At 60.8% G+C, this 26,463-nt stretch carries 23 protein-coding genes; 11 read left to right on the top strand and 12 right to left on the bottom strand.

What is annotated here, in order from left to right:
* Positions 1 to 8: 8 nt before the first annotated feature.
* The 7 genes from FIV03_RS11505 to FIV03_RS11475 all read right to left on the bottom strand — a co-directional run bounded on the left by FIV03_RS11505 (position 9) and on the right by FIV03_RS11475 (position 7,522).
* A complete protein-coding gene (locus tag FIV03_RS11505; RefSeq protein WP_152509635.1) occupies positions 9 to 1,070 on the bottom strand; it encodes a branched-chain amino acid ABC transporter permease in 1,062 nt (353 codons plus the stop codon).
* A 15-nt stretch (positions 1,071 to 1,085) separates the two neighbouring features.
* Complete coding sequence (locus tag FIV03_RS11500; RefSeq protein ID WP_152509634.1) at positions 1,086 to 2,114, bottom strand: branched-chain amino acid ABC transporter permease; 1,029 nt, start codon at positions 2,112 to 2,114, stop codon at positions 1,086 to 1,088.
* Positions 2,111 to 2,836 carry an ABC transporter ATP-binding protein gene (locus FIV03_RS11495; RefSeq protein ID WP_152509633.1) on the bottom strand — a complete coding sequence of 242 codons (726 nt, stop codon included), beginning with the start codon at positions 2,834 to 2,836 and terminating at the stop codon, positions 2,111 to 2,113. Before FIV03_RS11495 ends, FIV03_RS11500 begins: the two co-directional genes overlap by 4 nt.
* Positions 2,836 to 3,618: an ABC transporter ATP-binding protein gene (locus FIV03_RS11490; RefSeq protein ID WP_173013984.1), complete on the bottom strand. Its 783-nt coding sequence runs from the start codon at positions 3,616 to 3,618 to the stop codon at positions 2,836 to 2,838. The genes FIV03_RS11495 and FIV03_RS11490 overlap by 1 nt, the downstream gene beginning before the upstream one ends.
* Before the next feature lie 143 nt (positions 3,619 to 3,761).
* Entirely contained in the window at positions 3,762 to 4,961 is a 1,200-nt protein-coding gene (locus FIV03_RS11485; protein ID WP_023003024.1) for a substrate-binding domain-containing protein, read from the bottom strand.
* Between the two features lie 683 nt (positions 4,962 to 5,644).
* The gene (gene ugpC, locus FIV03_RS11480) at positions 5,645 to 6,706 is read right to left on the bottom strand and encodes a sn-glycerol-3-phosphate ABC transporter ATP-binding protein UgpC (RefSeq protein ID WP_152509632.1); all 1,062 of its coding nucleotides are present in this window, start codon (positions 6,704 to 6,706) and stop codon (positions 5,645 to 5,647) included.
* A 27-nt stretch (positions 6,707 to 6,733) separates the two neighbouring features.
* Positions 6,734 to 7,522, bottom strand: coding sequence for an IclR family transcriptional regulator (locus FIV03_RS11475; protein WP_152509631.1), 789 nt, complete (start codon positions 7,520 to 7,522; stop codon positions 6,734 to 6,736).
* A gap of 118 nt (positions 7,523 to 7,640) precedes the next feature.
* Here FIV03_RS11475 and FIV03_RS11470 point away from each other — a divergent pair, with 118 nt between their 5' ends.
* The 9 genes from FIV03_RS11470 (at position 7,641) to FIV03_RS11430 (ending at position 18,101) form a co-directional block, all read left to right on the top strand.
* The gene (locus FIV03_RS11470) at positions 7,641 to 8,900 is read left to right on the top strand and encodes an extracellular solute-binding protein (protein ID WP_152509630.1); all 1,260 of its coding nucleotides are present in this window, start codon (positions 7,641 to 7,643) and stop codon (positions 8,898 to 8,900) included.
* An 87-nt stretch (positions 8,901 to 8,987) separates the two neighbouring features.
* On the top strand, positions 8,988 to 9,905 hold the full coding sequence (locus FIV03_RS11465; protein WP_023003020.1) for a sugar ABC transporter permease: 918 nt from the start codon (positions 8,988 to 8,990) through the stop codon (positions 9,903 to 9,905).
* A gap of 1 nt (position 9,906) precedes the next feature.
* The gene (locus FIV03_RS11460) at positions 9,907 to 10,755 is read left to right on the top strand and encodes a carbohydrate ABC transporter permease (protein ID WP_023003019.1); all 849 of its coding nucleotides are present in this window, start codon (positions 9,907 to 9,909) and stop codon (positions 10,753 to 10,755) included.
* Positions 10,752 to 12,827 (top strand): alpha-galactosidase, encoded by a 2,076-nt coding sequence (locus tag FIV03_RS11455; RefSeq protein WP_152509629.1) that lies wholly within the window; start codon positions 10,752 to 10,754, stop codon positions 12,825 to 12,827. The genes FIV03_RS11460 and FIV03_RS11455 overlap by 4 nt, the downstream gene beginning before the upstream one ends.
* A 61-nt stretch (positions 12,828 to 12,888) precedes the next feature.
* The gene (locus FIV03_RS11450; RefSeq protein ID WP_152509628.1) at positions 12,889 to 13,653 is read left to right on the top strand and encodes an SDR family oxidoreductase; all 765 of its coding nucleotides are present in this window, start codon (positions 12,889 to 12,891) and stop codon (positions 13,651 to 13,653) included.
* Complete coding sequence (locus tag FIV03_RS11445; protein WP_152509627.1) at positions 13,650 to 14,570, top strand: 2-dehydro-3-deoxygalactonokinase; 921 nt, start codon at positions 13,650 to 13,652, stop codon at positions 14,568 to 14,570. The genes FIV03_RS11450 and FIV03_RS11445 overlap by 4 nt, the downstream gene beginning before the upstream one ends.
* A complete protein-coding gene (locus tag FIV03_RS11440) occupies positions 14,567 to 15,181 on the top strand; it encodes a 2-dehydro-3-deoxy-6-phosphogalactonate aldolase (RefSeq protein ID WP_152509626.1) in 615 nt (204 codons plus the stop codon). The genes FIV03_RS11445 and FIV03_RS11440 overlap by 4 nt, the downstream gene beginning before the upstream one ends.
* A 4-nt stretch (positions 15,182 to 15,185) precedes the next feature.
* On the top strand, positions 15,186 to 16,025 hold the full coding sequence (locus FIV03_RS11435; protein WP_152509625.1) for an SMP-30/gluconolactonase/LRE family protein: 840 nt from the start codon (positions 15,186 to 15,188) through the stop codon (positions 16,023 to 16,025).
* 174 nt (positions 16,026 to 16,199) lie between these two features.
* Positions 16,200 to 18,101 carry a beta-galactosidase gene (locus tag FIV03_RS11430; protein ID WP_152509624.1) on the top strand — a complete coding sequence of 634 codons (1,902 nt, stop codon included), beginning with the start codon at positions 16,200 to 16,202 and terminating at the stop codon, positions 18,099 to 18,101.
* 396 nt (positions 18,102 to 18,497) lie between these two features.
* On the opposite strand, the gene FIV03_RS11425 is transcribed toward FIV03_RS11430, so the two are convergent.
* The 5 genes from FIV03_RS11425 to iolG form a co-directional block, all read right to left on the bottom strand.
* The gene (locus FIV03_RS11425) at positions 18,498 to 19,175 is read right to left on the bottom strand and encodes a DsbA family oxidoreductase (protein ID WP_152509623.1); all 678 of its coding nucleotides are present in this window, start codon (positions 19,173 to 19,175) and stop codon (positions 18,498 to 18,500) included.
* Between the two features lie 153 nt (positions 19,176 to 19,328).
* Positions 19,329 to 21,218 (bottom strand): monovalent cation:proton antiporter-2 (CPA2) family protein, encoded by a 1,890-nt coding sequence (locus tag FIV03_RS11420; protein WP_152509622.1) that lies wholly within the window; start codon positions 21,216 to 21,218, stop codon positions 19,329 to 19,331.
* Positions 21,218 to 21,835: an NAD(P)H-dependent oxidoreductase gene (locus tag FIV03_RS11415; protein ID WP_209009944.1), complete on the bottom strand. Its 618-nt coding sequence runs from the start codon at positions 21,833 to 21,835 to the stop codon at positions 21,218 to 21,220. Before FIV03_RS11415 ends, FIV03_RS11420 begins: the two co-directional genes overlap by 1 nt.
* A 187-nt stretch (positions 21,836 to 22,022) precedes the next feature.
* The gene (locus FIV03_RS11410; protein WP_152509621.1) at positions 22,023 to 23,156 is read right to left on the bottom strand and encodes a Gfo/Idh/MocA family oxidoreductase; all 1,134 of its coding nucleotides are present in this window, start codon (positions 23,154 to 23,156) and stop codon (positions 22,023 to 22,025) included.
* Between the two features lie 175 nt (positions 23,157 to 23,331).
* Positions 23,332 to 24,330, bottom strand: a complete 999-nt coding sequence (gene iolG, locus FIV03_RS11405; RefSeq protein WP_152509620.1) for an inositol 2-dehydrogenase — start codon at positions 24,328 to 24,330, stop codon at positions 23,332 to 23,334.
* 117 nt (positions 24,331 to 24,447) lie between these two features.
* On the opposite strand from iolG, the gene FIV03_RS11400 reads away from it, so the two are divergent.
* Both FIV03_RS11400 and FIV03_RS11395 read left to right on the top strand, forming a co-directional pair.
* Complete coding sequence (locus FIV03_RS11400) at positions 24,448 to 25,314, top strand: MurR/RpiR family transcriptional regulator (RefSeq protein WP_152509619.1); 867 nt, start codon at positions 24,448 to 24,450, stop codon at positions 25,312 to 25,314.
* 145 nt (positions 25,315 to 25,459) lie between these two features.
* A complete protein-coding gene (locus FIV03_RS11395; RefSeq protein ID WP_152509618.1) occupies positions 25,460 to 26,401 on the top strand; it encodes a sugar ABC transporter substrate-binding protein in 942 nt (313 codons plus the stop codon).
* The last annotated feature ends 62 nt before the right edge of the window (positions 26,402 to 26,463 follow it).

Here is a 26,463-nt window from a genome sequence, read left to right as displayed (position 1 = left end):
ATTCCCGCTCACGCACGCCCCGCCCGTAGCCGTCCGACAATGCCCGTCGGGAAAAAATAGACCGACAGAATGAAGAGAACTCCCAGCCACAACAGCCAGCGTTCCGGCGCGACCAGCGTCGAGAACACCGGCACCGCGCTGGTTGCTTCTGCAGCAACACCCATCAGGTTCTGCAGATAGGTCTGCGCAAGAATGAACAGGGTTGCCCCGAGCACGGCCCCGTAAAGCGTGCCCATGCCCCCTATCACGACCATCAGCAGAATGTCGATCATGATCTCCATGGAGAGCGTTGTTGCCGGACCGGTATAGCGCAGCCAGATGGCCAGGAGAGAGCCGGCAAGCGCTGCCATGACGGCCGACAGGACGGTGGCCGTAGTGCGATACCAGACCACGCGGTAACCGATCGCCTCCGCCCTGAAGGCATTGTCGCGAACCGCCTTCAGCGTGCGGCCGAACGGCGAGTTGACGATGCGCAGCATGACCAGGAACAGGATCGCGGCGGCGAAGAACACCAGGTAATAGGCCAGGATCTTGCCGTTGATGCTGACGTCGAACACTTTCGCCTTGATAAGCTTGAAGGCCGGCGTCAGTTCGCGCGGGATCTTGTAGTTGAGCCCGTCCTCACCGCCCGTCAGCCAGGACATCTGCGACACCAGCACGGCAAAGGCGCTTGCCACTGCCAGCGTCACCATGGCGAAGAAGATCGCCTTCACCCGAAGCGAGAACAGCCCGATGGCCAGCGCGAAGAGGGCCGCAACCCCTGCCCCCGCCGCCGTGCCCCAGAGCAGCGAACCGTAGTTCGGCCCGGTGGTCGACAGGGCAAGCGCAGTGCCATAGGCGCCGATGCCGAAGAACATGGTGTGGGCGAAGGAAACGATACCGGCATAGCCCAGCAGCAAGTCGTAGCTTGCCACCAGCACGATGAAGATGCAGATCCGCGCGGCCGTCTCCAGCGACTTGGTCCCGGGAAAGAGAAACGGTGCAAAGGCGAGCGAGATCAACACGATCAGCAGCAGCGCAGTCAGAAGGCCGCTGCGCGGCGTGTCGCCGGAAAGAAGTCTGGTCAGCATGATCTTGTTCCGTCCCTACTTCGCCTTGACCACCGGATAAAGGCCCTGCGGCCGCCACATCAGCACCACGACCATCAGCGCGATGGTCGAGATCAGCGCCACCTTCGGCGCCAGGAAGGCCGTGTAGTTGGCAAGCAGTCCCACCAGCATGGCGCCGATGAAACAGCCCTCGACCGAGCCAAGGCCGCCGATGATCACCACGATGAACACCAGCACCATGATCTCCGAGCCCATGTGTGCGGTAATCGTTTCCTGATAGAGGCCCCACATGACGCCCCCAAGCCCGGCCAGCGCCGACCCGGTCATGAACACGATCAGGAACAGCCGGCGGATACGGTAGCCGAGCGCTTCCACCATCTCGCCGTTCTCCACCCCGGCGCGCACCAGCAGACCGATCTTGGTGTTCTTCAGGATATGGCGCATGCCGATGAACAGCGCGAGACCAATGCCGACCGCCACCAGGCGATATTTCTCGATGGCCGCTTCGCCGATCACCAGCGATCCCTGCAAGGCTTCCGGGCGGGACATATGCAGCTCGTCCGGCCCCCAGACCACGTAGATCATCTGCTGGGCAACGATCAGCCCGCCCATGGTGACAAGGATCTGCTTCAGATGTTCGCCGTAGACCGGCATCACGATCACCCGCTCGAAGGCGAGACCGAGCAGGCCGGTGACGAGCATGGCCGCAAGGATGGCAATCAGAACGGCGGAGAGGTTCATGAAGACGCTTGGCGAAGCCGTCCAGCCGGCCAGCCAGGCCAGCACCGTGAAGCCGACAAAGGCACCGACGGCGACAAAGGCGCCATGGCCGAAGTTGATCACGTCCATCAGCCCGAAGACCACGGTCAGGCCGGACGCCATGATGAAGATCATCATGCCCATGGCCAACCCGGCCACCGTCAGTGTCAGCCAGCTTGCCGGATTGCCGATGGCAATAAGCCCGACGGCGGCCAGCAACGGCACCAGCAGCACCGGCAGTTTCTGGGCAAGCTGTTCCTTCAGCGGGATCTTCTCGATCCGCGGTTTGATCGCCGTCTCGCTCATTGATGCGCCTCCAGGCTCAGTCCCATGAGTTTTTCCTGCAAGGCGACATCCGCCACCAGTTCGTCCATGCGGCCGGAATGAATGATGTGACCATCGTCCATCACCGCGACCGTGTCGCCGATGCTGGATGCCATGGCGAAATTCTGCTCCACCAGCAGGATGGTGGTGTCGGTTTCCTTCAGTTCCTTCAGCGCATCGGTCATCGCCTTGATGATCGCCGGTGCGAGGCCCTTCGTCGGCTCGTCGATCAGGATCAGCCGGCGCGGCTCGATGATCGCCCGCGCCACGGACAGCATCTGCTTCTGACCACCGGACAGCGTTCCTGCGGAGGAATTCCAGAAGCTGCCGATCGGCGGAAACAGCTCCTTGATCCAGGCAAGGCGCTTCTGGTCCATCGGCCCGTTGGCAGCGGCCAGGATCATGTTTTCGGCAACTGTCAGATCGGTGAAGATGCCCATGTCTTCCGGCACGAAGGCAATTCCCCTGCGGGAAACTTCGGGTGTCGACAGTTTGGTGATCACATGATCGTCAAACCGGATATCGCCCTGGCTGGCCGTCCAGAGCCCCATGATGGTGCGCAAGGTTGTGGTCTTGCCCGCGCCGTTGCGGCCGAGCAGAACGGTCACCCCACCTTCAGGCACTGCGAGGTCCACACCCTGCAGGATGTGGTAAGGGCCGATATGGGTGTGCACTCCGGAAAGGGTGAGCAGATTTTCCGCCATCACGCAGCCTCCCCGGAGGAAGCCGCTGCCTTGCCGAGATAAGCCTCCTGCACGATCGGCAGGGCAATCACTTCCGAGGGTTCTCCATCGGCCACCAGCGCCCCGTTGTGCAGAACGATGATACGGTCGGCCAGGGTGCGAATGACATCCATCTTGTGCTCCACCAGCAGGATCGTCCGGTCCATGTCGCTCTTCAGTTTCTGGATCAGCTCCAGGATCACCGGCACTTCGTCGACGCTCATTCCGGCGGTCGGCTCGTCGAACATGAGCACCTGGGGCCCAAGCGCGATCAGCAGCGCCACCTCAAGCTTGCGCTGGTCACCATGGGGCAGAGCGGAAACGGTCTGGTCGGCCTGATCGATCAGCCGGACCTCCGCCAGCACGTGGTCTGCCCGCTCCAGAAGTTCCACATGGCTTTCTGCAACGGTGAAGAGATCGAACCCCTTGCGTGCCTTCGCCTGCGCTACAAGCCGCACGTTTTCGCGCACGCTCAGGGTCGGAAAGAGATTGGTCAGCTGGAACGCACGACCGATCCCCCTGTCGGTGCGTTCAGGCACCGACAGTCGGGTGATGGTCTCGCCGTTGAGCAGCACAGCCCCGGAAGTCGCTGCCAGCTGACCGGAGATCAGGTTGAAATAGGTGGTCTTGCCTGCGCCGTTCGGCCCAACGATCGCCGTCAGGGTGCCTCGCTCGAAGGCGCAGGAAACGTGATCGACCGCCACATGACCGCCGAAGCGAATGGTCAGGTCCCTCGTTTCCAGAATCGGGTGTTCCTTGGCCACGATGCGCGTTCCCAGGCTTGTATTGTCGCGAAAACTGTATCGGATGAGTGCCCGGCCGGACGGGTTTCCCACCAGCCGGGCAAACTTAAGGGTCTTGGGGCCACGCAGGCGGAAATGAAGGCTCCGCCGCGTCTTCATTCGGCTTACTGGTTGCGCACCGGGATGTTCATGTCCTCGATTGTCAACTCGCGCACCAGCTCCGGGATGCCCCATTCGACATCCGGATCGACCTTGATCTTGAAGTGATACATCGACTGCAAGGCCTGGTGATCTTCCGCCCGGAACATCATCTTGCCCTTTGGCGTTTCAAACTCCATGCCTTCCATGGCAGTGATCAGGTCTTCGGTCTCCGTGGACCCAGCCTTGCGGATCGCCTCGACAATGGCAATGCCGGAAGACATGCCACCCGCGGTGAAGAAGTCCGGCGGCGCGTTGAAGCGCTTCTGGTGTTCGGCCACCAGCCAGTCGTTTACCGGGTTCTTCGGGATCTCGTAGTAATAGTACGTCGCGCCTTCCATGCCCGGCAGTTCCTTGTAGGCCGCCATGGCAGCCAGGATGTTGCCACCCGTGGCAATCTCGACACCAAAGCGCTCCGGCTCCATTGCCTTGATCTTGCTGATCGGATTGCCGCCACCGGCCCAGATCACGAACAGGAACTTGCGGCCCGGCTCATCCTTCAGGGCATCAAAGACGCGCTGCGCGTTGGCTGTGAAATCCTTGGTATCGGTCGGCGCATATTCCTCGAACACCAATTTGGCACCCGTGCCTTCAAGCGCTTCCTTGAAGGCGGCGACGCCGTCACGGCCGAAGGCATAGTCCTGTGCAAGCGTTGCGATGGAGACGCCTTCCTGCCCCAGTGCGACAGCGTTGGCGATAGCGTCCTGGGACGAGTTGCGCGCCGTGCGGAAGATGTAGCGGTTCCAGTTCTCGCCGGTGATGCTGTCGGCAACTGCCGGCTCCACCAGAAGCACCTTCTCGTATTCTTCGGCGACCGGCAGCATGGCCAGCGCAACGCCGGAGGAGACGGGACCGACAGCAATATCGACTTCATCGTCACCATAGGCTTCCGCCAGCGCGGCCTTGCCGATATCCGGCTTCAGTTGGGTGTCCTTCTCGATGACCACGATCTTGCGGCCGTCGATTTCCATGGTGCCGTCGGTGGCATATTCGAGACCCATCATCAGGCCGGTATGCGACTGTTTCGCATAGGCCTCCAGGGCACCGGTCTTGCCGTAAACATGGGCGATCTTGATATCGTCGGCCTGGGCACCGGCAATCCCGGCAGCCGCCACGCTGATGCCAGCCAGAAGCGGCACGGCCCAGCGGAAAACGCGTTTCGTCATGAATTCTCCTCCCATTGCGCGAAAGGCCGGCAAACCTGCCCGGCCGCTCCCACGGCCTCCACAGGGTAACATCATCGCCTGACGCTGGAATATATGACACATGAATCAGTATTCATGTCAAGGCAAGATGCGCGTTCGAAGTGGCCGCCTTTCCGGGCGGGTCGTCAGTTAGCGTAACACGAGCTCATGACAGATGAATGCAGCCCGGTCCTGCAAAGACACAGCACCAAGAGCGGCAGCGCAATGCCAGACAGTCATGTGATAAAGACTGTCTGAAGGATGATGATGACAGAGAAAAAAGATCGGCCCTGACAGGAGAGCCGCCAAAATCGTCAAAAAACAGACCCGCCCACCAGACGAATGCAATGCAAGCGACCCGCAGACCAGAGGCTCTGCGTCCCGGCATAAGTGGAAAGGCGTTCTCAGTCCCCTGCGCAATCCGTTTTGCCAGCCCCTCGAGAACAAGGCCTTCAACGGTTACCCACAGTCTTTCCGGACAAGCGCAGCATAAGCTGCGTGCAGATCCGGAATCCAGCGCATCTGCGTGCGTGTAGCGAACTCTTTTTCGTACAAGGAGACGCGCCAATGGCACGGCTGATATCCGGTTGCCGGTTCGGCATTGCCTCACTTGTCCAGAACCACGTGCGGAAGGCGGGCCGCCTGGACCAGTCGCGTTGGCGAGACTACCTCAGCCGCTGTTCCGTCTTCGCATCGAAGAACAGCGCCGAAGCCGGGTCGAAGTCGATGGCGACAGTTCCATCAGAAACAGGCGCATCCTCACCCTTGGTTTCCACGATCACACGCTCGCCCGTCGGGCAGATGAGATAGGAATAGGCGACACCACCAAGCTGCTCGCACAGATCGACCTTCGCCCCTTCCTGCGCAGGCGAGACTTTCAGATGCTGCGGGCGCAGACCGACCAGCACCTTTTCGCCCTTGGCGGGCAGCGCGACCGATGTCGGCACGGCAACACCGCCGAACGCGGCAACACTGACCTCACCCTCCCCGGCAATACCTTCCACGAAGTTCATGCTGGGGGAACCGATGAAACCGGCGACGAACCTGTTGTCCGGATCGGAATAGAGCTGCATCGGCGAGCCGACCTGCTCGATATTGCCACCACGCAGAACCACGATCTTGTCCGCCAGCGTCATCGCCTCGACCTGGTCGTGCGTCACGTAGATCATCGTCGCGCCGATATCCTTGTGCAGGCGGGCGATTTCAACGCGCATGTCGACACGCAACTCGGCATCCAGGTTGGAGAGCGGTTCGTCGAACAGGAACACTTCCGGTCCGCGCACAATGGCCCGGCCGATGGCGACGCGCTGGCGCTGCCCGCCGGAAAGAGCCTTCGGCTTGCGCTTCAGATAAGGGTCCAGCTTCAGGATGCGGCTGGCTTCGGCAACCTTGGACTGGATCTCGGCCTTCGGATGACCGTTCATCTTCAGCCCGAAGCCCATGTTCTCCTCGACCGTCATATGCGGGTAAAGCGCATAGGTCTGGAACACCATGGCAACGCCCCGTTCCGCGGGGTCTGACTTGGTCACATCACGGTCACCGATCTCGATCCTGCCGTCGGTCGTTTCCTCCAGCCCGGCGATCATGCGCAGAAGGGTGGACTTGCCACAGCCGGACGGACCGACAAAAACGCAGAATTCGCCATGCTCGATCTGAAGGTCCACTCCGTGGATGACTTCCAGGTCGCCATATTTCTTGACGGCTTTTGTCAGTGTGACGCCAGACATGTAATTCTCTCTCCCTTGGGATTCTTGTTAGGCAGGGAACTGCCAGTCCTCGACCGCCGCCGCGATCTTGGAGGCCGTATCCAGCAGTGCAGGCCGTGCCTCCAGAAGCTGTTCGAGGCTCTTGCGCTGCGTGGACGTGGTAACGGAAAGCGCCCCGACCGGCCGCCCCTTGGACGACAGGATCGGCGCTGCAATGCAGATGATGCCGGGCTCGTGTTCCTCGCGGTCGTAGGACAGCCCCTCTTGGCGGATCTTTTCCAGGTCCGCCCGCAGTTCAGCTTCGCTGGCCAGCGTTGCCGGGGTGTAGCGATAGAACGACTGCTTCTTTAAGACGTGATCGAGGTCCGCAGGCTCCAGAAAGGCCATCAGGGCCTTGCCGACCCCAGTGCAATAGGCCGGACCAACCTTGCCGGCCTGCGAAAACATGTCGACGGCATTGGTCGGGTTTCTCTTGTCGACGTAAAGCACCTGCCCGCTGTCGAGCTGTGCCAGGTGAACGGTTTCGCCGACCGCTTCCGACAAGGCGTTGATGAAGGGACGCGCAATCGGCGCGATGGAACTTTGCCGCCAGGCCGCATGCGCCAGCCGCACCAGGCGGATACCCAGCGAATAGGTCTGCTGGCGCTCGTCGTAGGCCAGCATGCCCTGGCTCACCAACGTCTGCAGCAGCCGGTACAGCGTCGCCTTGGGATGGGTGCTTTCAGACAGCAGTTCGGAAAAGCGCACAGGCCGGCCCACAGCCGCAACCTTGTCCAGCACTTCCAGCGCCTTGCCGACCGTGCCGTCACCTGTCGATGACCCCGCCTGTTTGTTCATGAGCTCCTCCTTCGGCCCGTTTCTTGTCGTCGAGCCTGTTGACAACTTATCGCCATCGCATCAAAGTATCAATATACAAAACTAAGTTTCACATAATGGAACCAAAAGGGAGGACACCATGCGTTCCATGCTGAAAACGTCCGTCGCGGCATTTGCCATGTTGGCAGCCGCGATGGGCGCAGCTTCTGCTGACGGCCTGACAGGCAATCTGAAAATCTTTCTCGACACATCGAACCCGGCGCCGCGCGCGACCATGGAAGAGATGATCGCTCAGTTCCAGGAGAAGAACCCGGAGCTGAACATCGAGACGACGGTGATTGACCGGGAAGCCTACAAGACCCAGATCCGCAACTTCCTGACGGCAAATGCGCCGGACGTTGCCACCTGGTACGCGGCCAACCGCATGCGGCCTTACGTGGAGGCCGGCCTCTTCGAGGACGTGTCCGACCTTTGGGCGGAACCCGAAATTGCCGACAACCTCGCCTCCACCAAGGGCGCGATGACCATCGACGGCAAGCAGTGGGGCGTGCCCTACACCTACTATCAGTGGGGTGTTTACTACCGCAAAGACATCTTCGACGAGCTTGGCCTGTCCGAACCCACTACCTGGGAAGAGGAAAAGGCGAACTGCCAGAAGATCATCGATGCCGGCAAGAAGTGCTACACCATCGGCACCAAGTTTCTCTGGACCGCGGGTGGCTGGTTCGACTACCTGAACATGCGCACCAACGGCTTCGATTTCCACATGGACCTGCTCACGGGCAAGGCGTCCTGGAAGTCCGACGAAGTCCGCAAGACCTTCGCCAACTGGCGCGAGCTCATCGACATGGGCTCTTTCATCGACAACCACCAGACCTACTCCTGGCAGGAAGCCCTGCCGTTCATGGTCAAGGGCGATGCAGCCGCTTACCTGATGGGCAACTTCGCCGTGGCGCCGCTGCGCGAAGCCGGTCTTTCCGATGACCAGATCGATTTCTACCAGTTCGTGGAAATCACGCCGGGCATCGCCAAGGCGGAAGACGCACCGACCGATACCTTCCACATTCCGGCCAATGCCGAGAACAAGGAAAACGCACGCGAGTTCCTGAAGTTCGCGGTCTCGCCGGACGTCCAGACCTGGATCAACGACGGCAAGCACCTCGGCCAGCTCCCGGTAAACGCCAAGTCGTCCGTGGATCAGGACAAGTTCCTGGAACAGGGCTTTGAAATGCTGTCCACGAACTCCCCGGGCGGCGTTGCCCAGTTCTTTGACCGTGATGCCCCGGCTGAAATGGCAAAGGTTGCCATGGAAGGCCTGCAGGAATTCATGGTCAAGCCGGACAACCTGGACAAGATCCTGGACCGTTTGGACCGCGCCCAACAGCGTATCTACAAATAAGGTCTGCCTTTGCATGACCGGACAGGGGGCAACCGCTCCCTGTCCTCTTTTCCGGTATACGCCGACGACTCACGAAGAGTTCCGAAAATGGCCCAAGCATCCGTAGCCGAGACCCGCCAGAGTTCCTGGTGGCATCGCAACCAGCAGCAGTTGACACCCTGGCTGTTCCTGGCTCCCGGGATCCTGTTCTTCCTGTTCTATGTGATCTTTCCGATTTTCCAGTCGTTCAACCTGTCGCTCTACGAGTGGGACGGTTTGGGCCAGGCGGAATATGTCGGGCTCTACAATTACGAGGAACTCTACTGGGATGACGCGTTCTACACCTCGCTGAAGAACAACGTCATCTGGCTGCTGCTCTATCTGCTTGCCATTCCGGCAGGTCTGTTCATCGCGCTGTTCCTGAACCAGACCGTCACCGGCATCCGGCTCTACAAATCCCTGTTCTTCTTTCCCTTCGTGATCTCCCAGGTCGTCGTCGGCCTGGTGTTCACCTGGTTCTACGACCCGACATTCGGCATCCTCAACGTTCTGCTCGGCGCGGTCGGCCTGCCGCCGCTCAACGTGCTGGGGGACGAGAACTGGGTCACTGTCGGCATCATCGTCGCGGGTCTCTGGCCGCAGACGGCCTATTGCATGATCCTCTATCTCACCGGCCTCAACGCGGTCGATCCGGAGCAGATCGAGGCCGGACGCCTCGACGGCGCCAAGGGCTGGCGCATGCTCTGGTACATCATCGTGCCGCAGCTTCGCCCGGCCACCTTCATCGCCTTCGTGGTCACCATCATCGGCGCTTTGCGTTCTTTCGACCTGATTTCGGTCATGACCAACGGCGGGCCCTTCGGCGCCAGCCGGGTGCTCAGCTTCTACATGTTCGAGGTCGCACTCTCCGAATACGGCTTCCGCATGGGCTACGGCGCGGCCATTGCCGTGGTGCTGTTCCTGATCATGCTGGCCTTCATCGCCTACTTCCTCTGGTCGATGTACAAAGAAGAAAAGGCGCGCTGACATGTTCCCGACACCGATCGAACGCACGTCTCGCCCCTGGCAGATCACCTATCAGACGCTGCTTCCACTGGCGCTGATCCTGTGGCTGCTGCCGCTGATCGCGGTCGCCATCTTTTCGGTCAAGCCGGATTCGGATTTCGCCAACGCCAACTACTGGGGCTGGCCGTCATCCTTCGAAGGCTTCACCAACTACGCGCTGGTCTTCACCGGCTCGGACATGCCGCAGTATTTGCTGAACTCGTTCAAGATCACCATTCCAACGGTGATTGGCGCGGTTGGCCTCTCGTGCATGACCGGCTTCGCCCTCGGCATTTACAAGTTCAAGGCCAATATCTGGCTCTTCTTCATGTTCGTGGCGGGCAACTTCGTGCCGTTCCAGATCCTGATGGTGCCGGTGCGTGACCTGACCCTGCAGATGGGCCTCTACAACACCATCACCGGCCTGGTTCTGTTCCACATCGCCTTCCAGACCGGCTTCTGCACACTCTTCATGCGCAACTTCATCCGTGCCCTGCCGTTTGAGCTGATCGAGGCCGCGCGCGTTGAGGGCGTCTCCGAATGGCGGATCTTCTGGTACGTGGTGCTACCGCTGATGAAGCCGGCCATCGCCGCGCTGTCGGTGCTGATCTTCACCTTCATCTGGAACGACTACTTCTGGGCCGTGGTGCTGACGCAGGGCGTTGAAAGCCAGCCTGTCACCGCCGGCATCACGTCCTTCAACGCGCAATATCGCGCTGCCTACCACCTGATGAGCGCCGGTTCCATCGTGGCCGCCCTGCCGCCTGTCGCCATGTTCTTCCTGATGCAGCGCCACTTTATTGCAGGCCTCACACTCGGAGCCGTGAAATGATCCGCAGCTGGCATCTTGGAGATGACAGACAGAGCCTGGTCCTGGCCAGCTTCGACGACCGATTGCCGGAAGCCGTCTACTGGGGGCCCGCCCTTCCCACTGGCGAAAACCTTGAGACGCTTTCGGCAGCCGCACTTGCCGACGTCACCGGCGGCATGGTCGACCGCAACGCCGGTCTGAGCCTGTGCCCGGAAGCCTCCGAAAGCTTCCCCGGGCAAACCGGCCTGACTGCAAGGAACGCATCCGGCGCGCCGCTCATGCCGAGTTTCCGGTTCGAAAGCGAAGCTGCGTCGGTTCATGGCCTGACGCTTGTCTTTGCCGACAAGAGCCTTGATCTCAGCCTCGTCTTCGATCTCGTCCTGACACCGGAAACATCCCTGTTAAAGCTTCAGACACGGCTGGAAAGCGCCGATGAGATCACGGTCGACTGGCTGGCAGCCCCGGTTCTGCCGGTCCCGGCTCATACCGGCGAGATGATCGAGTTTTCCGGCCGCTGGTGCGCGGAATTCCTGACCCGCCGCCTGCCGTTTGCGCCCGGTGCCCGCGTCCGCGACAACCGCACCGGCCGCACGGACCACGCCCATTTTCCAGGGCTTGTCGTCTGCAATGCCGGAACGTCCAACACGGCCGGTGAAGCTTTCGCGTTTCACTATGGCTGGTCCGGGGGCCACAAGATGGTGGCCGAAGAACTTGCCGATGGCCGTCGTCAGGTCCAGTTCGGCCACGCCACTGCCAGCCTTGCCAGCGGACGCCACTTCGTCAGCGCACCGCTCTACGCAACCTACTCCGCCACAGGCTTCAACGGTGCCGCCGTGCGGTTCCAGCGCCATGTTCGCGACCATGTGGTTCAGGGAGCCCGCACACCCCGCCCGGTCCACTACAATTGCTGGGAAGCGGTCTATTTCAAACACGACCTCGACGAACTCAAAGCCATCGCCTCCCAAGCGGCGGACCTGGGCGCCGAGCGCTTTGTGCTGGACGACGGCTGGTTTGGCCGCCGGGATGACGACACCTCGTCTCTGGGAGACTGGGTGATCGACAAACGCAAGTACCCGGACGGCCTCACCCCGCTGATCGACCATATCAAGGCGCTCGGCATGGAGTTCGGCATCTGGTTCGAACCGGAAATGGTCAACGAGGACAGTGACCTCTGCCGCGCCCATCCCGACTGGGTACTCGGCCACGCCGACCAGATCCGCGGACGCCAGCAACTGGTGCTGGACATGTCCAACCAGGCGGTTCGCGACTATCTTTACACCCACATTGCCGACGTCCTGAAAAACAACGACATCGGCTACATCAAGTGGGACCACAACCGCATCCTGCCCGTGGTCGATGCCAGACAGGCCGAAGGCTTTTACGAGCTGGTCGACCGTCTGCGGTCCGATTTTCCAGCAGTGGAGATCGAGAGCTGCTCGTCCGGCGGCGGACGCATCGACTTCGGCGTCCTGGAACGAACGCACCGGGTCTGGCTTTCAGACAGCAACGATGCGCTTGAACGCCAGCGTATTCAGCACGATGCCGCCCTGTTCCTGCCAACCTCGGTAACAGGCTCTCACGTCGGGCCCCGTCACTGCCATACTTCCGGCCGCACGCTGGACATTCGCCTGCGCGCCTGGACCGCGGCTCAACGCCACATGGGCTTCGAGATGGACCCGCGTGAGCTGACGGAAGCCGAAGCCGAAACGCTGCGCAATGTCACGAGCTGGTGGAAAGCCAACCGGGACTGGATGATGCAGGCCGATATCCTGCGGCTCGACAGCGCCGATCCGGCCGTGATCGCAGAACAGCAGCTTGCCTGCGACGGCAGCCGCTTCGTTGCGTTTGCCGCGCTGACGCGACCAAGTGACCAGATCCTGCCGCGTCCGTTGCGCTTGACCGGTCTGGACCCGCAAGGCAGATACAGGCTATCTCTCGTCAATCGGGACGAAGCGCCCCGGCTGTCCCGCGGTGCGCCTCTCCTGAAACATCAAGACCTTGAAGCCAGTGGGCAATATCTGATGTCCCACGGGCTCACGCTCCCCTGGCGGTTCCCTGAAACCGTCTGGGTTGTGGAAGGCGAACGTCTTTGAGTAACGTTACTCAAAACGAACCGATTTCGGCTTAGGCCGCCAAAACAATTGAGGAAGTGCCATGTACGCAACATACCCGGATCTCGACAACGCATCGGTATTCATCACCGGTGGCGGCTCCGGCATTGGCGCGGCGCTGACGGAGGGCTTTCTGCGGCAGGGGGCGAAGGTCGCCTTTGTGCAGCGTTCCGATGCAGCGCCCTTCTGCGACGAGATGGAACAGAAATACGGCCGCCGTCCGCTGTTCCTGCCCTGTGACATCACAGACATGGCAGCCCTCAAGGCAGCCCTGGATCAGGCAGCAGAAGTCCATGGCCCGATCACGGTTCTGGTCAACAATGCCGCCAACGACAAACGCCACAAGACCGAAGAGGTTGACGAGGCGTTCTGGGACTGGTCCGTGGCGATCAACCTGAAGGCCTATTTCTTTGCCTGCCAGCATGTGGTTGCCGGCATGCGAGCGGCCGGCGGTGGCTCCATCGTCAACTTCTCGTCCATCTCCTACATGATGGGCAATGCGGGCTACCCGGTCTACACGACTGCGAATTCCGGCATCAACGGCATGACCCGCAGCCTTGCACGGGAATTCGGCCCGGAGAACATCCGCGTCAACGCAATTGCGCCCGGCTGGGTCCTGACTCAGAAGCAGAAGGACATGTGGGTAACGCCGGAAGGTCTGGCAGCGCACATCGATCGGCAGTGTCTCAAGGTTGAACTGCAGCCGGACGACATGGTCGACCCGGTGCTTTTCCTTGCCTCCAAAACCAGCAAGGCGATGACAGGACAGGCGCTGGTCGTGGATGGCGGCGTGGTGGTGACGGGATGAACACACATCCAAAAGCGTCCTGGATCGCAGCGGATTGGGGCACCACCAATCTGCGCATCTGGGCGCTTGACGAAGCCGGCGGCATCCTTGCCCATCGCAGCTCCGAAAAAGGCATGGGCCGACTGGAGAAACAGGATTTCGAACCTGCCCTGATCGAACTGATCGCCGACCTCCTGAAGGACGGTGAGGTCACACCCGTGATCGTCTGCGGCATGGCAGGGTCACGGCAGGGTTGGGCCGAAGCCCCCTACATGACCGTACCCTGCGCGCCGCCGTCGATCCGGAACGCTACCGGGGTGGATGCAGCCGACCCGCGCCTCGACGTCCTCATCCTGCCGGGCATCAAGCAGCTCACACCTCCAGATGTCATGCGCGGCGAGGAAACGCAGATCGCGGGGTTCCTTGCGGATAATCAGAACTATACCGGCACCTTGTGCCTGCCTGGAACGCACACCAAGTGGGTCGCCTTAAAGGACGGACGAATTGAGCGGTTCCGCACCTTCATGACAGGAGAGACCTTCGCGCTTCTGTCCAAACACTCCGTCCTGCGGCACGGCCTTTCCGCCGATGACCTCGACAGCACAGCCTTTGCCGAAGCGGCCGAACACAGTTTCAATGCCCCTCAAGCGCTGACTGCCGATCTGTTCGGCGTGCGCGCCGCCGGCCTTGTCGCGGACCTTGGCCCGGCACAAGCCAGCGGCAGATTGTCGGGGCTTCTGATCGGAGCCGAACTGGCCGCTGTCAGCCGTGATTTCGACCTTGGCAACACGGCCCTGCTGGGCAGCGACAAGATCGCCGGTGCCTATCGCAGCGCATTGACACATCTCGGCCATGCCTCAAGGCAACTCGATGCGGAAACCATCACCTTGAAGGGCCTGACCCTTGCCTATTCCTTCTACGAACCGGAGCATTCATGAGCCGTAACCTGATTGCCATCCTGCGCGGCCTGACCCCGGACGAGGCTCTGCCCGTTACAGAATGCCTGATTGCCGCCGGCATCACTCGTATCGAGGTTCCGCTCAACTCGCCGGACCCGCTTGTCAGCATTGCCGCCATGGCAAAAGCCTTTTCGTCGAAGGCCGAGATCGGCGCAGGCACCGTGCTGGCGCCCGAACAGGTGCGCGACGTCAAGAACGCCGGCGGCACGCTGATCGTGTCACCCGACTGCAATCCGGATGTCATCAAGACGACGAAAGCCGAAGGCATGTCTTCCTTTCCCGGTGTGATGACACCAAGCGAGTGCTTCACGGCGCTGCGCAGCGGGGCAGACGGCCTCAAATTCTTTCCCGCCTCGCTCATCGGCCCGGACGGACTGAAGGCGATGCTGGCGGTATTGCCGAAGGGCACTGCGACCTATGCCGTGGGCGGTGCCGGTCCGGACAATTTCGGCGACTGGATCAAGGCCGGAGCAGCCGGCTTCGGCATCGGAACGGCTCTGTTCAAACCCGGTTTCAGCGTTGCCGAAGTCAGCGAACGGGCCGAAAAAATCGTCGCCGCCTACGACGCGGCCGTTGCAGCATGCGGGTGATGTCATGAGCACAGTTTTCGACGAGCGCCAGTGTACCCTTGGCGAAGGCCCGTTGTGGCATCCCGAACGCCAGCAGCTGTTCTGGTTCGACATTCTCAACAAGCGCCTGCTCAGCCGTGACAACGGCACGGAAAAGACCTGGCAGTTCGATGAATATGTCTCTGCCGCAGGCTGGGTCAGCCGGACCGAACTCCTGATCGCCAGCTCTTCGAAGCTGTTCCTGTTCAATCTGGAAACGGAAGCCTCCGCAAAGATCTGCGATCTGGAGGCCGACAATGCAATCACGCGGTCCAACGACGGCAGGGCAGATCCCAAGGGAGGCTTCTGGATCGGCACCATGGGCTTTGGCGCCGAAAAGAACGCCGGATCGATCTACCGCTATTACAAGGGAGAGCTACGCAAGCTGTTCTGCGACATCACCATTTCCAACGCGATCTGTTTTTCGCCGGACGGCAGGACGGCCTATTTCGCCGACACCGACACCCTGACCATTCAGAAGGTCGCCCTGGACGCCGAGGGCTGGCCTGCAGGTGCGCCGTCCCTGTTCGTCGATCTGTCCGCCGACGGGTTCAATCCGGATGGCGCCGTGGTCGATAGCGAGGGGTTCCTGTGGAACGCTCATTGGGGGGCGAACCACGTTGCTCGCTATACTGCGGACGGGAAATTTGCCGAGGCTGTTTCCATGCCTGCAAAACAGATTTCCTGCCCGGCATTCGGCGGGGCGGATCTGCAGACGCTCTTTGCCACATCCGCCGCCGAAGGTCTTGCTGGCGAGCACGAAGGCAAGACCTATTTCGCGCAAGTGAAGGTTCGTGGACAGAGCGAGCACAGGGTCTTGCTCTAAAAGGTCCGCCGTCCATCTCCCGGGCAAAGTGTTGGGAGCACCGGGACAAAATGCAAGTTCAGTGGACCTTTGAAGGGTTCTCAGGCCCCGCCTTGCGGGGATGACACGGAATATGTGGCAACGCTTCACCATCCGGATGGGCGTTGCCGAACCATCAAGCAGTGAGCATCCATCATGAAACGCACTCTCGGAACCTGCTATTATCCGGAACACTGGCCGGAAGAAATCTGGGAAGCTGATGCCCGCCGGATGGCCGAGACCGGGCTGACATGGATCCGCATCGGTGAATTCGCCTGGTCACGCCTCGAGCCCCGCCCGGGTGACTTGCACTTCGAGTGGCTGGACAGGGCCATCGAGACCCTGGGCCGTGCCGGGTTGAAGGTCGTGCTCGGCACACCGACCGCAACGCCGCCGCGCTGGGTTGTCGACAAGCATCCGGACATGGTCGCTGTCGATGCCGACGGCAATCCCCGCAAGTTCGGTTCCCGCCGCCACTACTGCTTTTCACACGAGGGCTTTCGCCAGGAGAGCGACCGGATCGTGAAGCTTGTCGCCGAGCGCTACGGCAACAATCCGCATGTCGCCGCCTGGCAGACCGACAACGAATATGGTTGCCACGACACGATTCTCTCCTATTCGGAGGCTGCCCGAAAAGCCTTCCGGGTCTGGCTGAAGAGCCGCTACGGCTCCATCGAGGCGCTCAACCGCGCCTGGGGCAACGTGTTCTGGTCTATGGAGTATCTCTCCTTTGACGAGATCGACCTGCCGAACCTGACCGTAACCGAACCGAACCCCTCGCACACACTTGCCTTCCGGCGGTTCTCCTCCGATCAGGTGGTTACCTTCAACAAGCGCCAGGTCGATATCATCCGGGCGCATTCCAGCGCACCGATCAGCCACAACTACATGGGCCGGGTAACGGATTTCGACCACTTCAAGGTCGGCGACGATCTCGAGATCGCGACATGGGACAGCTACCCGCTCGGCTTTCTGGAAGACCGTGTCGGCGCGGATGACGCCCATCAGCGGGCCTTCATGCGCCAGGGCGATCCGGACTTCCAGGCCTTCCACCACGATCTTTACCGTGCCGTTGGCAAGGGCCGCTGGTGGGTGATGGAACAACAGCCGGGACCGGTGAACTGGGCCCCCCACAATCCTGCTCCTCTGCCGGGCATGATGCGGCTTTGGGCCTGGGAGGCGTATGCCCATGGCGCCGAGGCCGTGTGCTATTTCCGTTGGCGACAGGCGCCTTTCGCGCAGGAACAGATGCATGCCGGCATGCTGCGCCCGGACAATGCCGATGCACCGGCGCTGCTCGAAGCCCGCAAGGTCGCCGACGAATTGCGCGATGCGCCTGACGTCTCGGCCCCACAGGCATCTGTAGCGCTGATCTTCGACTATGACGCGGATTTCGCCTGGACCACCCAGCCGCACGGCAAGGAGCTTTCCTATTTCCAGCTTGTTTTCGACACCTACAAGGCGCTGCGCAAGCTCGGGCTTTCGGTCGATATCCTGCGCGGCGAAACCCGCGACTTTTCCGGCTACAGGATCGTTGCCCTGCCAGGCCTGATCTACGTGCCGCAGGACCTGAAACAGGTGCTTGCCGAAACCGAAGCGCTGGTGGTGATGGGCCCGCGCACGGCCGCCCGCAACGCAGACATGGTCATTCCCGTGCCGTTGCCGCCAGACATGCCCGGGCTCGACCTTGCGGTCTCACGGGTCGAAAGCCTGCGCCCGGACATGCCGATGCCGCTCAAGGGCGGCGGCGCTTTCACCGGCTACCGCGAGGAACTGGAAGGCGCTGGCGAAGTCATCCTGGAACTGGAAGACGGCCAACCCGCCGCCTACCGCCAGGAACATCTCGTCTATGTCGGCGGCTGGGGTGACGAAACCGTGCTGAAGCACCTCTACACCATGCTGTGCGAAGAAGCCGGGATCGACACGCTCGACCTTACCGGCGGTGTCCGCTGCCGCATGACCGATGGCCTGAGGATCTGGACAAATTACGGCGCCGAACCTGCCGACACACCTGCCGGCCGGATCGAAGCTGCAGGAGTGCTGTTCGAAAAGCTGTAAGGCAAAAGGGGTTCTACCCTGGGAGTGGTTAGATAACCGAGCTCTTCCTCCTCCCCTTCATTGCAGGACTTGAACCTGCAATCCATGCCAAGACAGTGCCGCAAACTAAGGCCTGTCGAGCGAAACCGAAACGGCGTGGATGCCATGGTCGAGCCATGGCATGACGAGTGGGTGGACCGGGTTTGGTAACCGCACCCGTTGGACGTTGATCTGAGCAGAGAAAACCAACAACCGTCCCCACCCCGTCATTTCAGGACTTGATCCTGCAATCCATGCCGAGACAGTGCCGCAAACCTAGACCCGTCGAGCGAAACCGAAACGGCGTGGATGCGATGGTCGAGCCATGGCATGACGAAGAAATTGGACAATCTACAGGTTATCTCCAAGGCTGTGCCGTCAGGCCGCCTTGCCCTTCGTCAGCTCGGTGATGATGGCCGCGAAATTATCGACGCCCTGTGCGCCTGATACCAGGTGCTGACGCTCGAAGATGACAGCCGGAACGCCGTGAATGCCGTTGCCGGTCCAGAACGCTTCTTCCGCGCGAACGGTTTCGGCAAAGCGGCCGTCTTCCAGAACGGCAAGGGCTTCAGCCCGGTCGAGGCCAATGCTTTCAGCCACATCCGCCAGAACCTGATTGTCATTGAGGTCCTTCCGGTCGCCGAAATAGGCCTGGAACAGCGCCATCTTCAACTGGTGTTCCTTGCGGCTTTCACCGGCCCAATGAATCAGCTGGTGCGCCTTGAAGGTGTTCACCATGCGCATGTCGTCGGTGAAGTTGAACTCGAAACCAAGGCTCGCGCCAAGGTCCGTCAGCCGGTCCCGCGCTGCCTGGGACTGCTCCGCGCTGGAGCCGTATTTGCGCATGATGTGTTCGCGCAGGTTCTCTCCCTCGGCAGCCATATCCTGATTGAGTTCAAAAGGATGCCATTTGATGGCAGCCGAAACGCCGGTTCTCGCGATCGCCTGTTCGAGCTGCTTGAAACCGACGATGCACCAGGGGCAGACGACATCGGAAACAATGTCGATCTGCAACACATCATCGAGGCCGGTTGTGTCGGTGTCTTGCGAAGTCATGATTGGTTCCTGTTCCGGCGCAGTCAGCCGCGTGTCTGGCTGGCGCCATTGTCTGTCTTGCCCCGCATATAGGAGCCGCTGCCAGCCGGGGAAAGGCAGCGGTTACCACCGGGAAACCTCGTTCTTTGCTGGAACGCTGCTTTCCGCCCCCCGTCAGAGCGTTGCATCGCCCTTTGGAGGAGGCGTCCAGCCACGTTCCGATCCTTCAGGGCGATCACCGCCCCTGTCGACCTGCATGATTTCGAACAGGGTTTCGGAATGCGCCCGCATGGCGTCGATATAGGAAGTGTCGACGCCACCGTCGTTGAAATTCTCGCGAAGGTCATCGAGCATCGCAATGTCGTGATGACGGAATTCCCTCGCCTTGGTGCGTGCCCGGAACGGATGGTACCCCAGCTCGGTCAAGGCCTGGCGTCCAAGCGCCAGGGCCCCTTCGAAGACCTCCCGCTCGGCACAATGAGCACCGGCATTTTCCAGTTCGTAGACGTGATGCCGGTCGCGGGCACGGGCGAGGATCCGAACATTCGGATAGGTCTTGGCAACGTGTTCCACCAATTCGGTCTGCTTGTCGCGATCATCTAGCGCGGCAACGAAGAGGTCGGCATCGTCCAGCCCGGCACCGTGCAGAAGGTCTGGCCGGGTCGCATCACCATAGAAGGTTCGAATGCCTATCCTGCGCAGGTTTTCGATCGTCTGCGGGTCATGATCGAGAATGATCACGTCATAGCCACTGGTCAGCAGCAGTCGCGAAACGATCTGGCCGAACCGGCCCATGCCCGCGACAACGACCCGGCCGCGCCTGTCGATGACATCCGGTTCCCGATCCGCTTTCGCCAGAGCCCGTGGAGCGACAAATTTTTCGTAGAAGATGAACAACGCGGGTGTCAGCAGCATGGAAATCGCCACCACCAGGGTCATGGTCTTGATCAGCGATGGTTCCAGCACCCCGCTGCCCGAGGCAAATCCGAACAGCACGAAAGCGAACTCCCCTGCCTGTGCCAGTCCGAGCGCGAACAGCCACCGATCTGGCCCTGTGAGGCGAAAGAGGGCTGCAAGCAGGAACAGCACCAGAAACTTGACTGCCATCAAGCCGAGCGCGAGTCCAAGGATCGATAAAGGGGCACCAAACAGCAGGTCGAAATCGATCCCCGCCCCGACCGTCAGGAAGAACAGACCAAGCAACAGGCCCTTGAAGGGTTCGATATCGCTTTCCAGCTCATGACGATAGTCGCTGTCGGACAGGACAACCCCGGCAAGAAAGGTACCGAGTGCCGGCGACAGACCGACAAAATCCATGACTAGGGCAATGCCGATTACGAGCAGCAGCGCAGTTGCCGTAAAGATTTCCCGCAGGCGCGCTTCGGCTATGAACCGGAAGACAGGCCGCAGCAGATGACGCCCTGCCAGAATGATGGCGGCAATTACAGCCAGAATGACAAGAGCCTGTGCCCAGCCCGGCAAGGCCGCCAGAGCTTCGCCACCATGACCGGCACTCTCGCCATGCCCATCCGCGGCTCCTTCCCCGCCATGGCCACTGATGGCAAGCAACGGAAGAAGCGCCAGCATCGGAATGACCGCGATATCCTGGGTCAGCAATACCGAGAAGGAACTCTGCCCACCTTGCGTTTTCAGCCAACCTTTCTCGTTGAGGGTCTGCAAGACGATGGCCGTGGAAGAGAGCGACAGGATCATGCCGAGCGCCAAAGCGCTCTGCCAGTGAAGACCGAACGCCAGACCGGCAGCGGCAAAGACGAGCGCTGTCCCGACAACCTGCAGTCCACCAAGCCCGACAAGCTGTTGACGCATTTTCCAGAGCATGGCGGGCTGCAGTTCCAGCCCGACCAGGAAAAGCATCATCACCACGCCGAATTCGGCAAAATGCTGCACGTCGGCCGCTTCCGATCCGACGATGCCGATGACCGGCCCGATCACCACACCGGCAATCAGATAACCGAGCACGGAGCCAAGGCCGAGCCGGTTGGCAATCGGCACCGCGATGACGGCCGCGCACAGATAGACGAAGGCTTCGCTGAGCAGCGCCATCAGACCGTCTCCCCTGCCAGCAGGAACGCATCCAGGTCATCCGGCAGCACCGGCGCTGCAGCCGCCTTTGCAAGATCCAGCCGATCACGAACCAAAGCATTCAGAAGCTTTCCATAGGCAAGGCGGTGGGCCTCAAACCGGTTTTCCTCCAGTGCCCGCCCGGCCCCGAACAGCGCAAAGGGCGCGAGGTAGCGCATGCCGCAAAGGTCCGCCGTCTTTTCGAACGGGCCCAGCAAGCTGCGCAACTCGGCATGGTTCATGCCCGTTTGCGAATAGGCATCCGGCTTGGCACCGGTCGTAACCGCGTTCAGGAACACCTTGCCATGCAATGCCTTGCCGGCATGACCATAGGCAAAGCCATGTTCCAGCACGAGATCCTGCCACTCCTTCATGATGGCGGGTGCCGAATACCAGTAAAGCGGGTGCTGGAAGACAATCACGTCGTGAGCCCGCAGGCGATCCTGCTCCCGGTCGATATCAATGCTGAAATCCGGATAGTCCGCATAAAGATCAACGGTTGTGATCTCCTTGATCGACCGCGCGATTTCAAACAGCGGCTGGTTCACCTCCGACCTGTGCGGTCGTGGGTGGGCAAAGAAAACGATTACCTTGGCCAAGAGGATCTCCCGGATCTGAGTAAGCCCGCAGAGCCGGCAAGGCCTGCCGAGCACGGCGGACCAACGGTCTGTATTCTCAAGAGTTTGTAGGGATCATCCGCAACAGATAAAGGGCGCGAACAGGAACCGGCCTGTTCGCGCCCATTGAACAATAAAGTAAGCGATAGACAGTGGGATGCTGTCGGCGTCAGTCCGCCCTGGAGACCCGCACCCGGGAGCCCGTCTCTCCGGCCTGGGCGATCGCATGGATCACCGCCTCGAAATGAAGCGCTTCCCGGAAAGACGGCACGGCGTTGCGCCCTTCGGAAATCGCCTTCAGGAACTCATGAACCTCTATCACCTTCAGATCGTTGAACCCGAGCTGATGGCCGGCTGCCGGAACGAATTGCCCATACGGCGGATGAGCTGGCCCGCTGAGCAATGTCTTGAAACCCTGTTCGGCAAGCTCACCCCGGTTCTGGTAGAGGCGGAGTTCGTTCATGCGTTCCTGATCGAAGGTGATCATGCCTTCCGTTCCATGCACCTCGAAGCCGATGTAGCTCTTGCGACCCCAGGCACTGCGCGAGGTCGAGACGACACCATGGACACCGTTTTCGAAGGTCAGCAGCGCAGAAGCGATGTCTTCGTTTTCAACCGGACGCCGCTCGCTTGAGCCATTGCCCATGGGCCGTGTTTCATGAACCGTTCTTGTCTCCGCGATCAGGCTTTCGACCGGTCCGACGAGCGCGGTTGCGAGCGAAATCAGATGGCAGCCAAGATCGCCGAGCGTGCCGAGGCCCGCATCGGCCTTGGTTGCCCGCCAGGTCCAGGCGAGGTCCGGGTCAGCCTGGTAGTCTTCATCGACCATGCCGCGGAAATGCACGATCCGGCCGACGGCGCCATCCGCGATGAGTTTGCGGGCATGCGAAATCGCCGGATTATGCAGGTAGTTGTAGCCGACGATAGTCTTCGCACCTGTTCTTTCGGCAACAGCCAGCATCTGTCTGGCGTCCTCCAGGCCGAGCGCCATCGGTTTTTCCAGATGCACATGCTTGCCGGCCTCGAGCGCGGCAAGCGCCATTTCCTTGTGCACCTTGTTGGGCGTGGTGATGCAGACGATGTCGACCTTCGGATCCGCTATCAGATCTTTCCAGTCGCTCGTTGCCCTTGCAAAGCCGAACTGGTCGGCAAAGGCTTCTGCCTTTTCTGCAGGAACATCGCACAGCACTTCCAGGCGGGTCGCCGGCACATCGCCGAACACCGCTTTCACCGAACCATAGGCAAGCGCATGGCACTTGCCCATGAAACCGGTGCCGATCAATCCGATACCGAGACTTGTCATGTAATCCGATCCTCCCGGAGGTGACGAAGCGGACCGTTCCGCCCTTTAACCTCATCCTGAGGAAGCGCCTTGGCGCTGTCTCGAAGGATGGGCTGCTTGCTCATGAGTTTGCCGCCCATCCTTCGAGACGGACCAGACGGTCCTCCTCAGGATGAGGTCATAGTGGTTCTGACGCTCAGACTTCGTCCATGCCGACGGCGCGGCGTTCGGCGATGGACTTGAGGGCAGCTTCCGCCAGGGCGAGTGCCTTCAATCCGTCCTCGCCACTTGGTGACGGCGCACTACCGGTTTCGATAGCCTCGACGAAAGCGGTGATTTCAGCCGCATAGGCTTCCGTGTAGCGGGTCATGAAGAAATCATGCAGCGGCGGACGTGTGTATCCGGCTTCGGTTGCCACTTCGATGGATACCGGACGCTGGTTTTCCGCACTCACCACACCCTTGGAGCAATGCACTTCGATGCGCTGGTCGTAGCCATAGGTTGCCCGGCGGGAATTGGAGATGGAGCATTGCTTGCCGGACGCCGTCGTCAGCACCACCATGGCGCTGTCGTAATCGCCAAGCTTGCCGATTTCCGGATCGACCAGAACCGACGCCGTCGCGTAGACGGTCGTGACTTCATCGCCGAGCAGGAACCGGGCCATGTCGAAATCATGAATGGTCATGTCACGGAAGATGCCGCCGGACGACGTAATGTAGGATGGCGGCGGCGCACCCGGATCGCGCGAGGTGATCTGCACCATCTCCACGTCGCCTATGCGGCCTTCATCGATGGCCGCGCGCACGGCGCGGAAATGCGGATCGAAACGGCGGTTGAACCCCAGCATCAAGGTTGCGCCAAGGTCTTCTACCGTCTTCAGGCAGGCTTTCACCCGGTCCAGCGACAGATCGACCGGCTTCTCGCAGAAGATCGCCTTGCCTGCGCGTGCGAACTTTTCGATCAGATCGGCATGGGTGTCGGTCGGCGTGCAGATGATCACCGCGTCGACATCGCCGGCGGCAGCGATCTCGTCGATCGTGCTGACACGGGCGCCATAGGCGGCTGCAAGCGTTTCGGCGGCTTCCGGGAAGGCGTCCGCAACAGCGACGAGCGTCGCGCCGGCGGCCGCGCCAACGGCCTTTGCGTGCACTTTACCGATACGTCCAGCCCCAAGCAGGGCGACATTGACGGCCATGATACTTCCTCCCGGATGACATGTGGCAGAGCGGTTTGAACCAGCGCTTGCCAATTTAGAATAAAAATTCCAAAATCATTTTCGACGGAATGTGTCAAGCCGGAAAAGAAGAAGACAATGAATGACGCCTCGCCCGATCCAGAAAATGAACCCAATCTCGCCACCGCCGAAATCCTTGCGCCGCCGCAATCGATCGATGCGTTTTTTGCCCGGCTCGGCAGCACCGCCGAGAGACTGCCCAAGCGCCTGAAACAATTCGCGAACTACATCGCCGCCAATCCGGACAAAGTGGCAGTTTCCACGGTTGCCGAACTTGCCGAAGGCGCCGAAGTTCAGCCATCCGCCGTCATGCGTTTCTGCCAGGAAATGGGCTTCTCCGGTTTTTCGCAAATGCAGAAACTGTTCCGCTCGGACTATTCCCAGAAATGGCCGGACTACGCCACCCGCCTCGCCAAACTGCGCGAGCACGGCACCGAGTCCCCTTCTGCCCTCCTTGCCGAATTCGTCGAGGTTGGCCGTTCTTCACTGGAAAACCTGCTGACAACCGTCGACCCGACCGCACTTCAACAGGCGGTCGATGTGCTGGCCCGTGCCGAAACGATTCACATGATCGGCTTCCGCAGGGCCTTCCCGGTCACGTCGTATCTTGCCTATGCCTTCGAAAAGATGGACGTGCCGGCGGTTCTCCATTCAGGCATCGCCAACATCAACATGGAACACCTGATCCGGCCGAACGACGCGGTAATCGCGGTGACCTTCGCCCCGTACACGGAAATGACCATCGACATGGCCACCAAGGCCCGCGCCAGCGGCGCTGACATTGTCGCGATTACGGATGTCGTGACCAGCCCGCTCGCACGCCTGAAGGCAATCCAGCTACTGGTCTCGGAACTGGACGTAGGCGCGTTCCGGGCGCTGTCCGCAAGTCTCTCGCTGGCCATTGCCCTGGCCGTTTCCGTGGGGGCTCAACGGAACAGGCTGTGATTTTTCTGGAAAAAATCTGTTGCGCTTCGATAAAAATGGAATTTATATTCCAAATGCGGCAACGGTGAACCCGAGCCGCCACAGACTTCTGATGACGCGGGTGGGATTGTTCGAGGCCCGCGGTCCACGTTCTGGGAGGAACACCATGAAGAAGACACTTATTGCAATGGCGGCTGCCGCCGTTGCCTTTACCGGCCTTGCCGCTCCGGCCTCCGCTGAAGGCGAACGTTTCGTTCTGGTCAGCCATGCTCCGGACAGCGACAGCTGGTGGAACACGATCAAGAACGCCATCACCGTTGCCGGTGGCCAGATGGGCGTTGAAGTGGAATACCGCAACCCGCCGACAGGTGATCTTGCCGACATGGCTCGCATCATCGAACAGGCTGCTGCGTCCAACCCGAACGGCATCATCGCGACGATCGCCGACTATGACGTTCTGAGCGGCCCGCTGTCCAACGCGGTTGCCAAGGGCATTCCGGTCATCACCATCAACTCCGGCACTGAAGAGCAGTCCAAGAAAATCGGCGCTCTGATGCATGTCGGCCAGCCGGAATACGATGCCGGCAAGGGTGCAGGCGAAAAGGCCAAGGCGGCCGGCGTCACCAGCTTCCTTTGTGTGAACCACTACATCACCAACCCGGCTTCGGTTGAACGTTGCCAGGGCTATGCTGATGCACTGGGCGTCGAACTGGGTGGCCAGATGATCGACAGCGGCCAGGACCCGGCTGAAATCAAGTCCAAGGTCATGGCCTACCTGCAGGGCAACCCGGACACCAATGGCGTCCTGACCCTCGGCCCGACCTCTGCACATCCGACGCTGGCTGCGCTGGAAGACATGGGCAAGTCCGGCACCATCCACTTCGGCACCTTCGACCTTTCCGGCGAAATTGCTGAAGCCATCAAGGGCGACGTGATTGCCTTTGCCATCGACCAGCAGCCTTACCTGCAAGGCTACCTGCCGGTCGTCATCCTGACGAACCTGGCTCGTTACGGCGTGGTTCCGGGCAACTCCATCAACTCCGGCCCGGGTTTCGTGACCAAGGGCAACATTGCCCTGGTGGAAAAGTACGCCGGCGAATACCGCTAAGCTGAAGGGCCGCCAAACGCGGCCTTGTGGAGAGGCGGCCTTCCGCCTCTCCCTTGCAACTG

Origin of the sequence: Labrenzia sp. THAF187b (assembly GCF_009363375.1) — a bacterium.
GTDB classification, from domain to species: Bacteria; Pseudomonadota; Alphaproteobacteria; order Rhizobiales; family Stappiaceae; genus Roseibium; species Roseibium algicola.
Note: the sequence above shows the minus strand (reverse complement) of the source record. Positions and strands in the feature narration are given on the sequence as shown.

Coding starts and splice junctions, on each gene's coding strand:
- FIV03_RS11430 (WP_152509624.1), top strand. CDS start 16,200: ATGAAACGCACTCTCGGAACCTGCTATTATCCGGAACACTGGCCGGAA.
- FIV03_RS11400 (WP_152509619.1), top strand. CDS start 24,448: ATGAATGACGCCTCGCCCGATCCAGAAAATGAACCCAATCTCGCCACC.
- FIV03_RS11460 (WP_023003019.1), top strand. CDS start 9,907: ATGTTCCCGACACCGATCGAACGCACGTCTCGCCCCTGGCAGATCACC.
- FIV03_RS11445 (WP_152509627.1), top strand. CDS start 13,650: ATGAACACACATCCAAAAGCGTCCTGGATCGCAGCGGATTGGGGCACC.
- FIV03_RS11435 (WP_152509625.1), top strand. CDS start 15,186: ATGAGCACAGTTTTCGACGAGCGCCAGTGTACCCTTGGCGAAGGCCCG.
- iolG (WP_152509620.1), bottom strand. CDS start 24,330: ATGGCCGTCAATGTCGCCCTGCTTGGGGCTGGACGTATCGGTAAAGTG.
- FIV03_RS11500 (WP_152509634.1), bottom strand. CDS start 2,114: ATGAGCGAGACGGCGATCAAACCGCGGATCGAGAAGATCCCGCTGAAG.
- FIV03_RS11450 (WP_152509628.1), top strand. CDS start 12,889: ATGTACGCAACATACCCGGATCTCGACAACGCATCGGTATTCATCACC.
- FIV03_RS11455 (WP_152509629.1), top strand. CDS start 10,752: ATGATCCGCAGCTGGCATCTTGGAGATGACAGACAGAGCCTGGTCCTG.
- FIV03_RS11420 (WP_152509622.1), bottom strand. CDS start 21,218: ATGGCGCTGCTCAGCGAAGCCTTCGTCTATCTGTGCGCGGCCGTCATC.
- FIV03_RS11395 (WP_152509618.1), top strand. CDS start 25,460: ATGAAGAAGACACTTATTGCAATGGCGGCTGCCGCCGTTGCCTTTACC.
- FIV03_RS11465 (WP_023003020.1), top strand. CDS start 8,988: ATGGCCCAAGCATCCGTAGCCGAGACCCGCCAGAGTTCCTGGTGGCAT.
- FIV03_RS11475 (WP_152509631.1), bottom strand. CDS start 7,522: ATGAACAAACAGGCGGGGTCATCGACAGGTGACGGCACGGTCGGCAAG.
- FIV03_RS11410 (WP_152509621.1), bottom strand. CDS start 23,156: ATGACAAGTCTCGGTATCGGATTGATCGGCACCGGTTTCATGGGCAAG.
- FIV03_RS11425 (WP_152509623.1), bottom strand. CDS start 19,175: ATGACTTCGCAAGACACCGACACAACCGGCCTCGATGATGTGTTGCAG.
- FIV03_RS11440 (WP_152509626.1), top strand. CDS start 14,567: ATGAGCCGTAACCTGATTGCCATCCTGCGCGGCCTGACCCCGGACGAG.
- FIV03_RS11485 (WP_023003024.1), bottom strand. CDS start 4,961: ATGACGAAACGCGTTTTCCGCTGGGCCGTGCCGCTTCTGGCTGGCATC.
- FIV03_RS11505 (WP_152509635.1), bottom strand. CDS start 1,070: ATGCTGACCAGACTTCTTTCCGGCGACACGCCGCGCAGCGGCCTTCTG.
- FIV03_RS11470 (WP_152509630.1), top strand. CDS start 7,641: ATGCGTTCCATGCTGAAAACGTCCGTCGCGGCATTTGCCATGTTGGCA.
- ugpC (WP_152509632.1), bottom strand. CDS start 6,706: ATGTCTGGCGTCACACTGACAAAAGCCGTCAAGAAATATGGCGACCTG.
- FIV03_RS11495 (WP_152509633.1), bottom strand. CDS start 2,836: ATGGCGGAAAATCTGCTCACCCTTTCCGGAGTGCACACCCATATCGGC.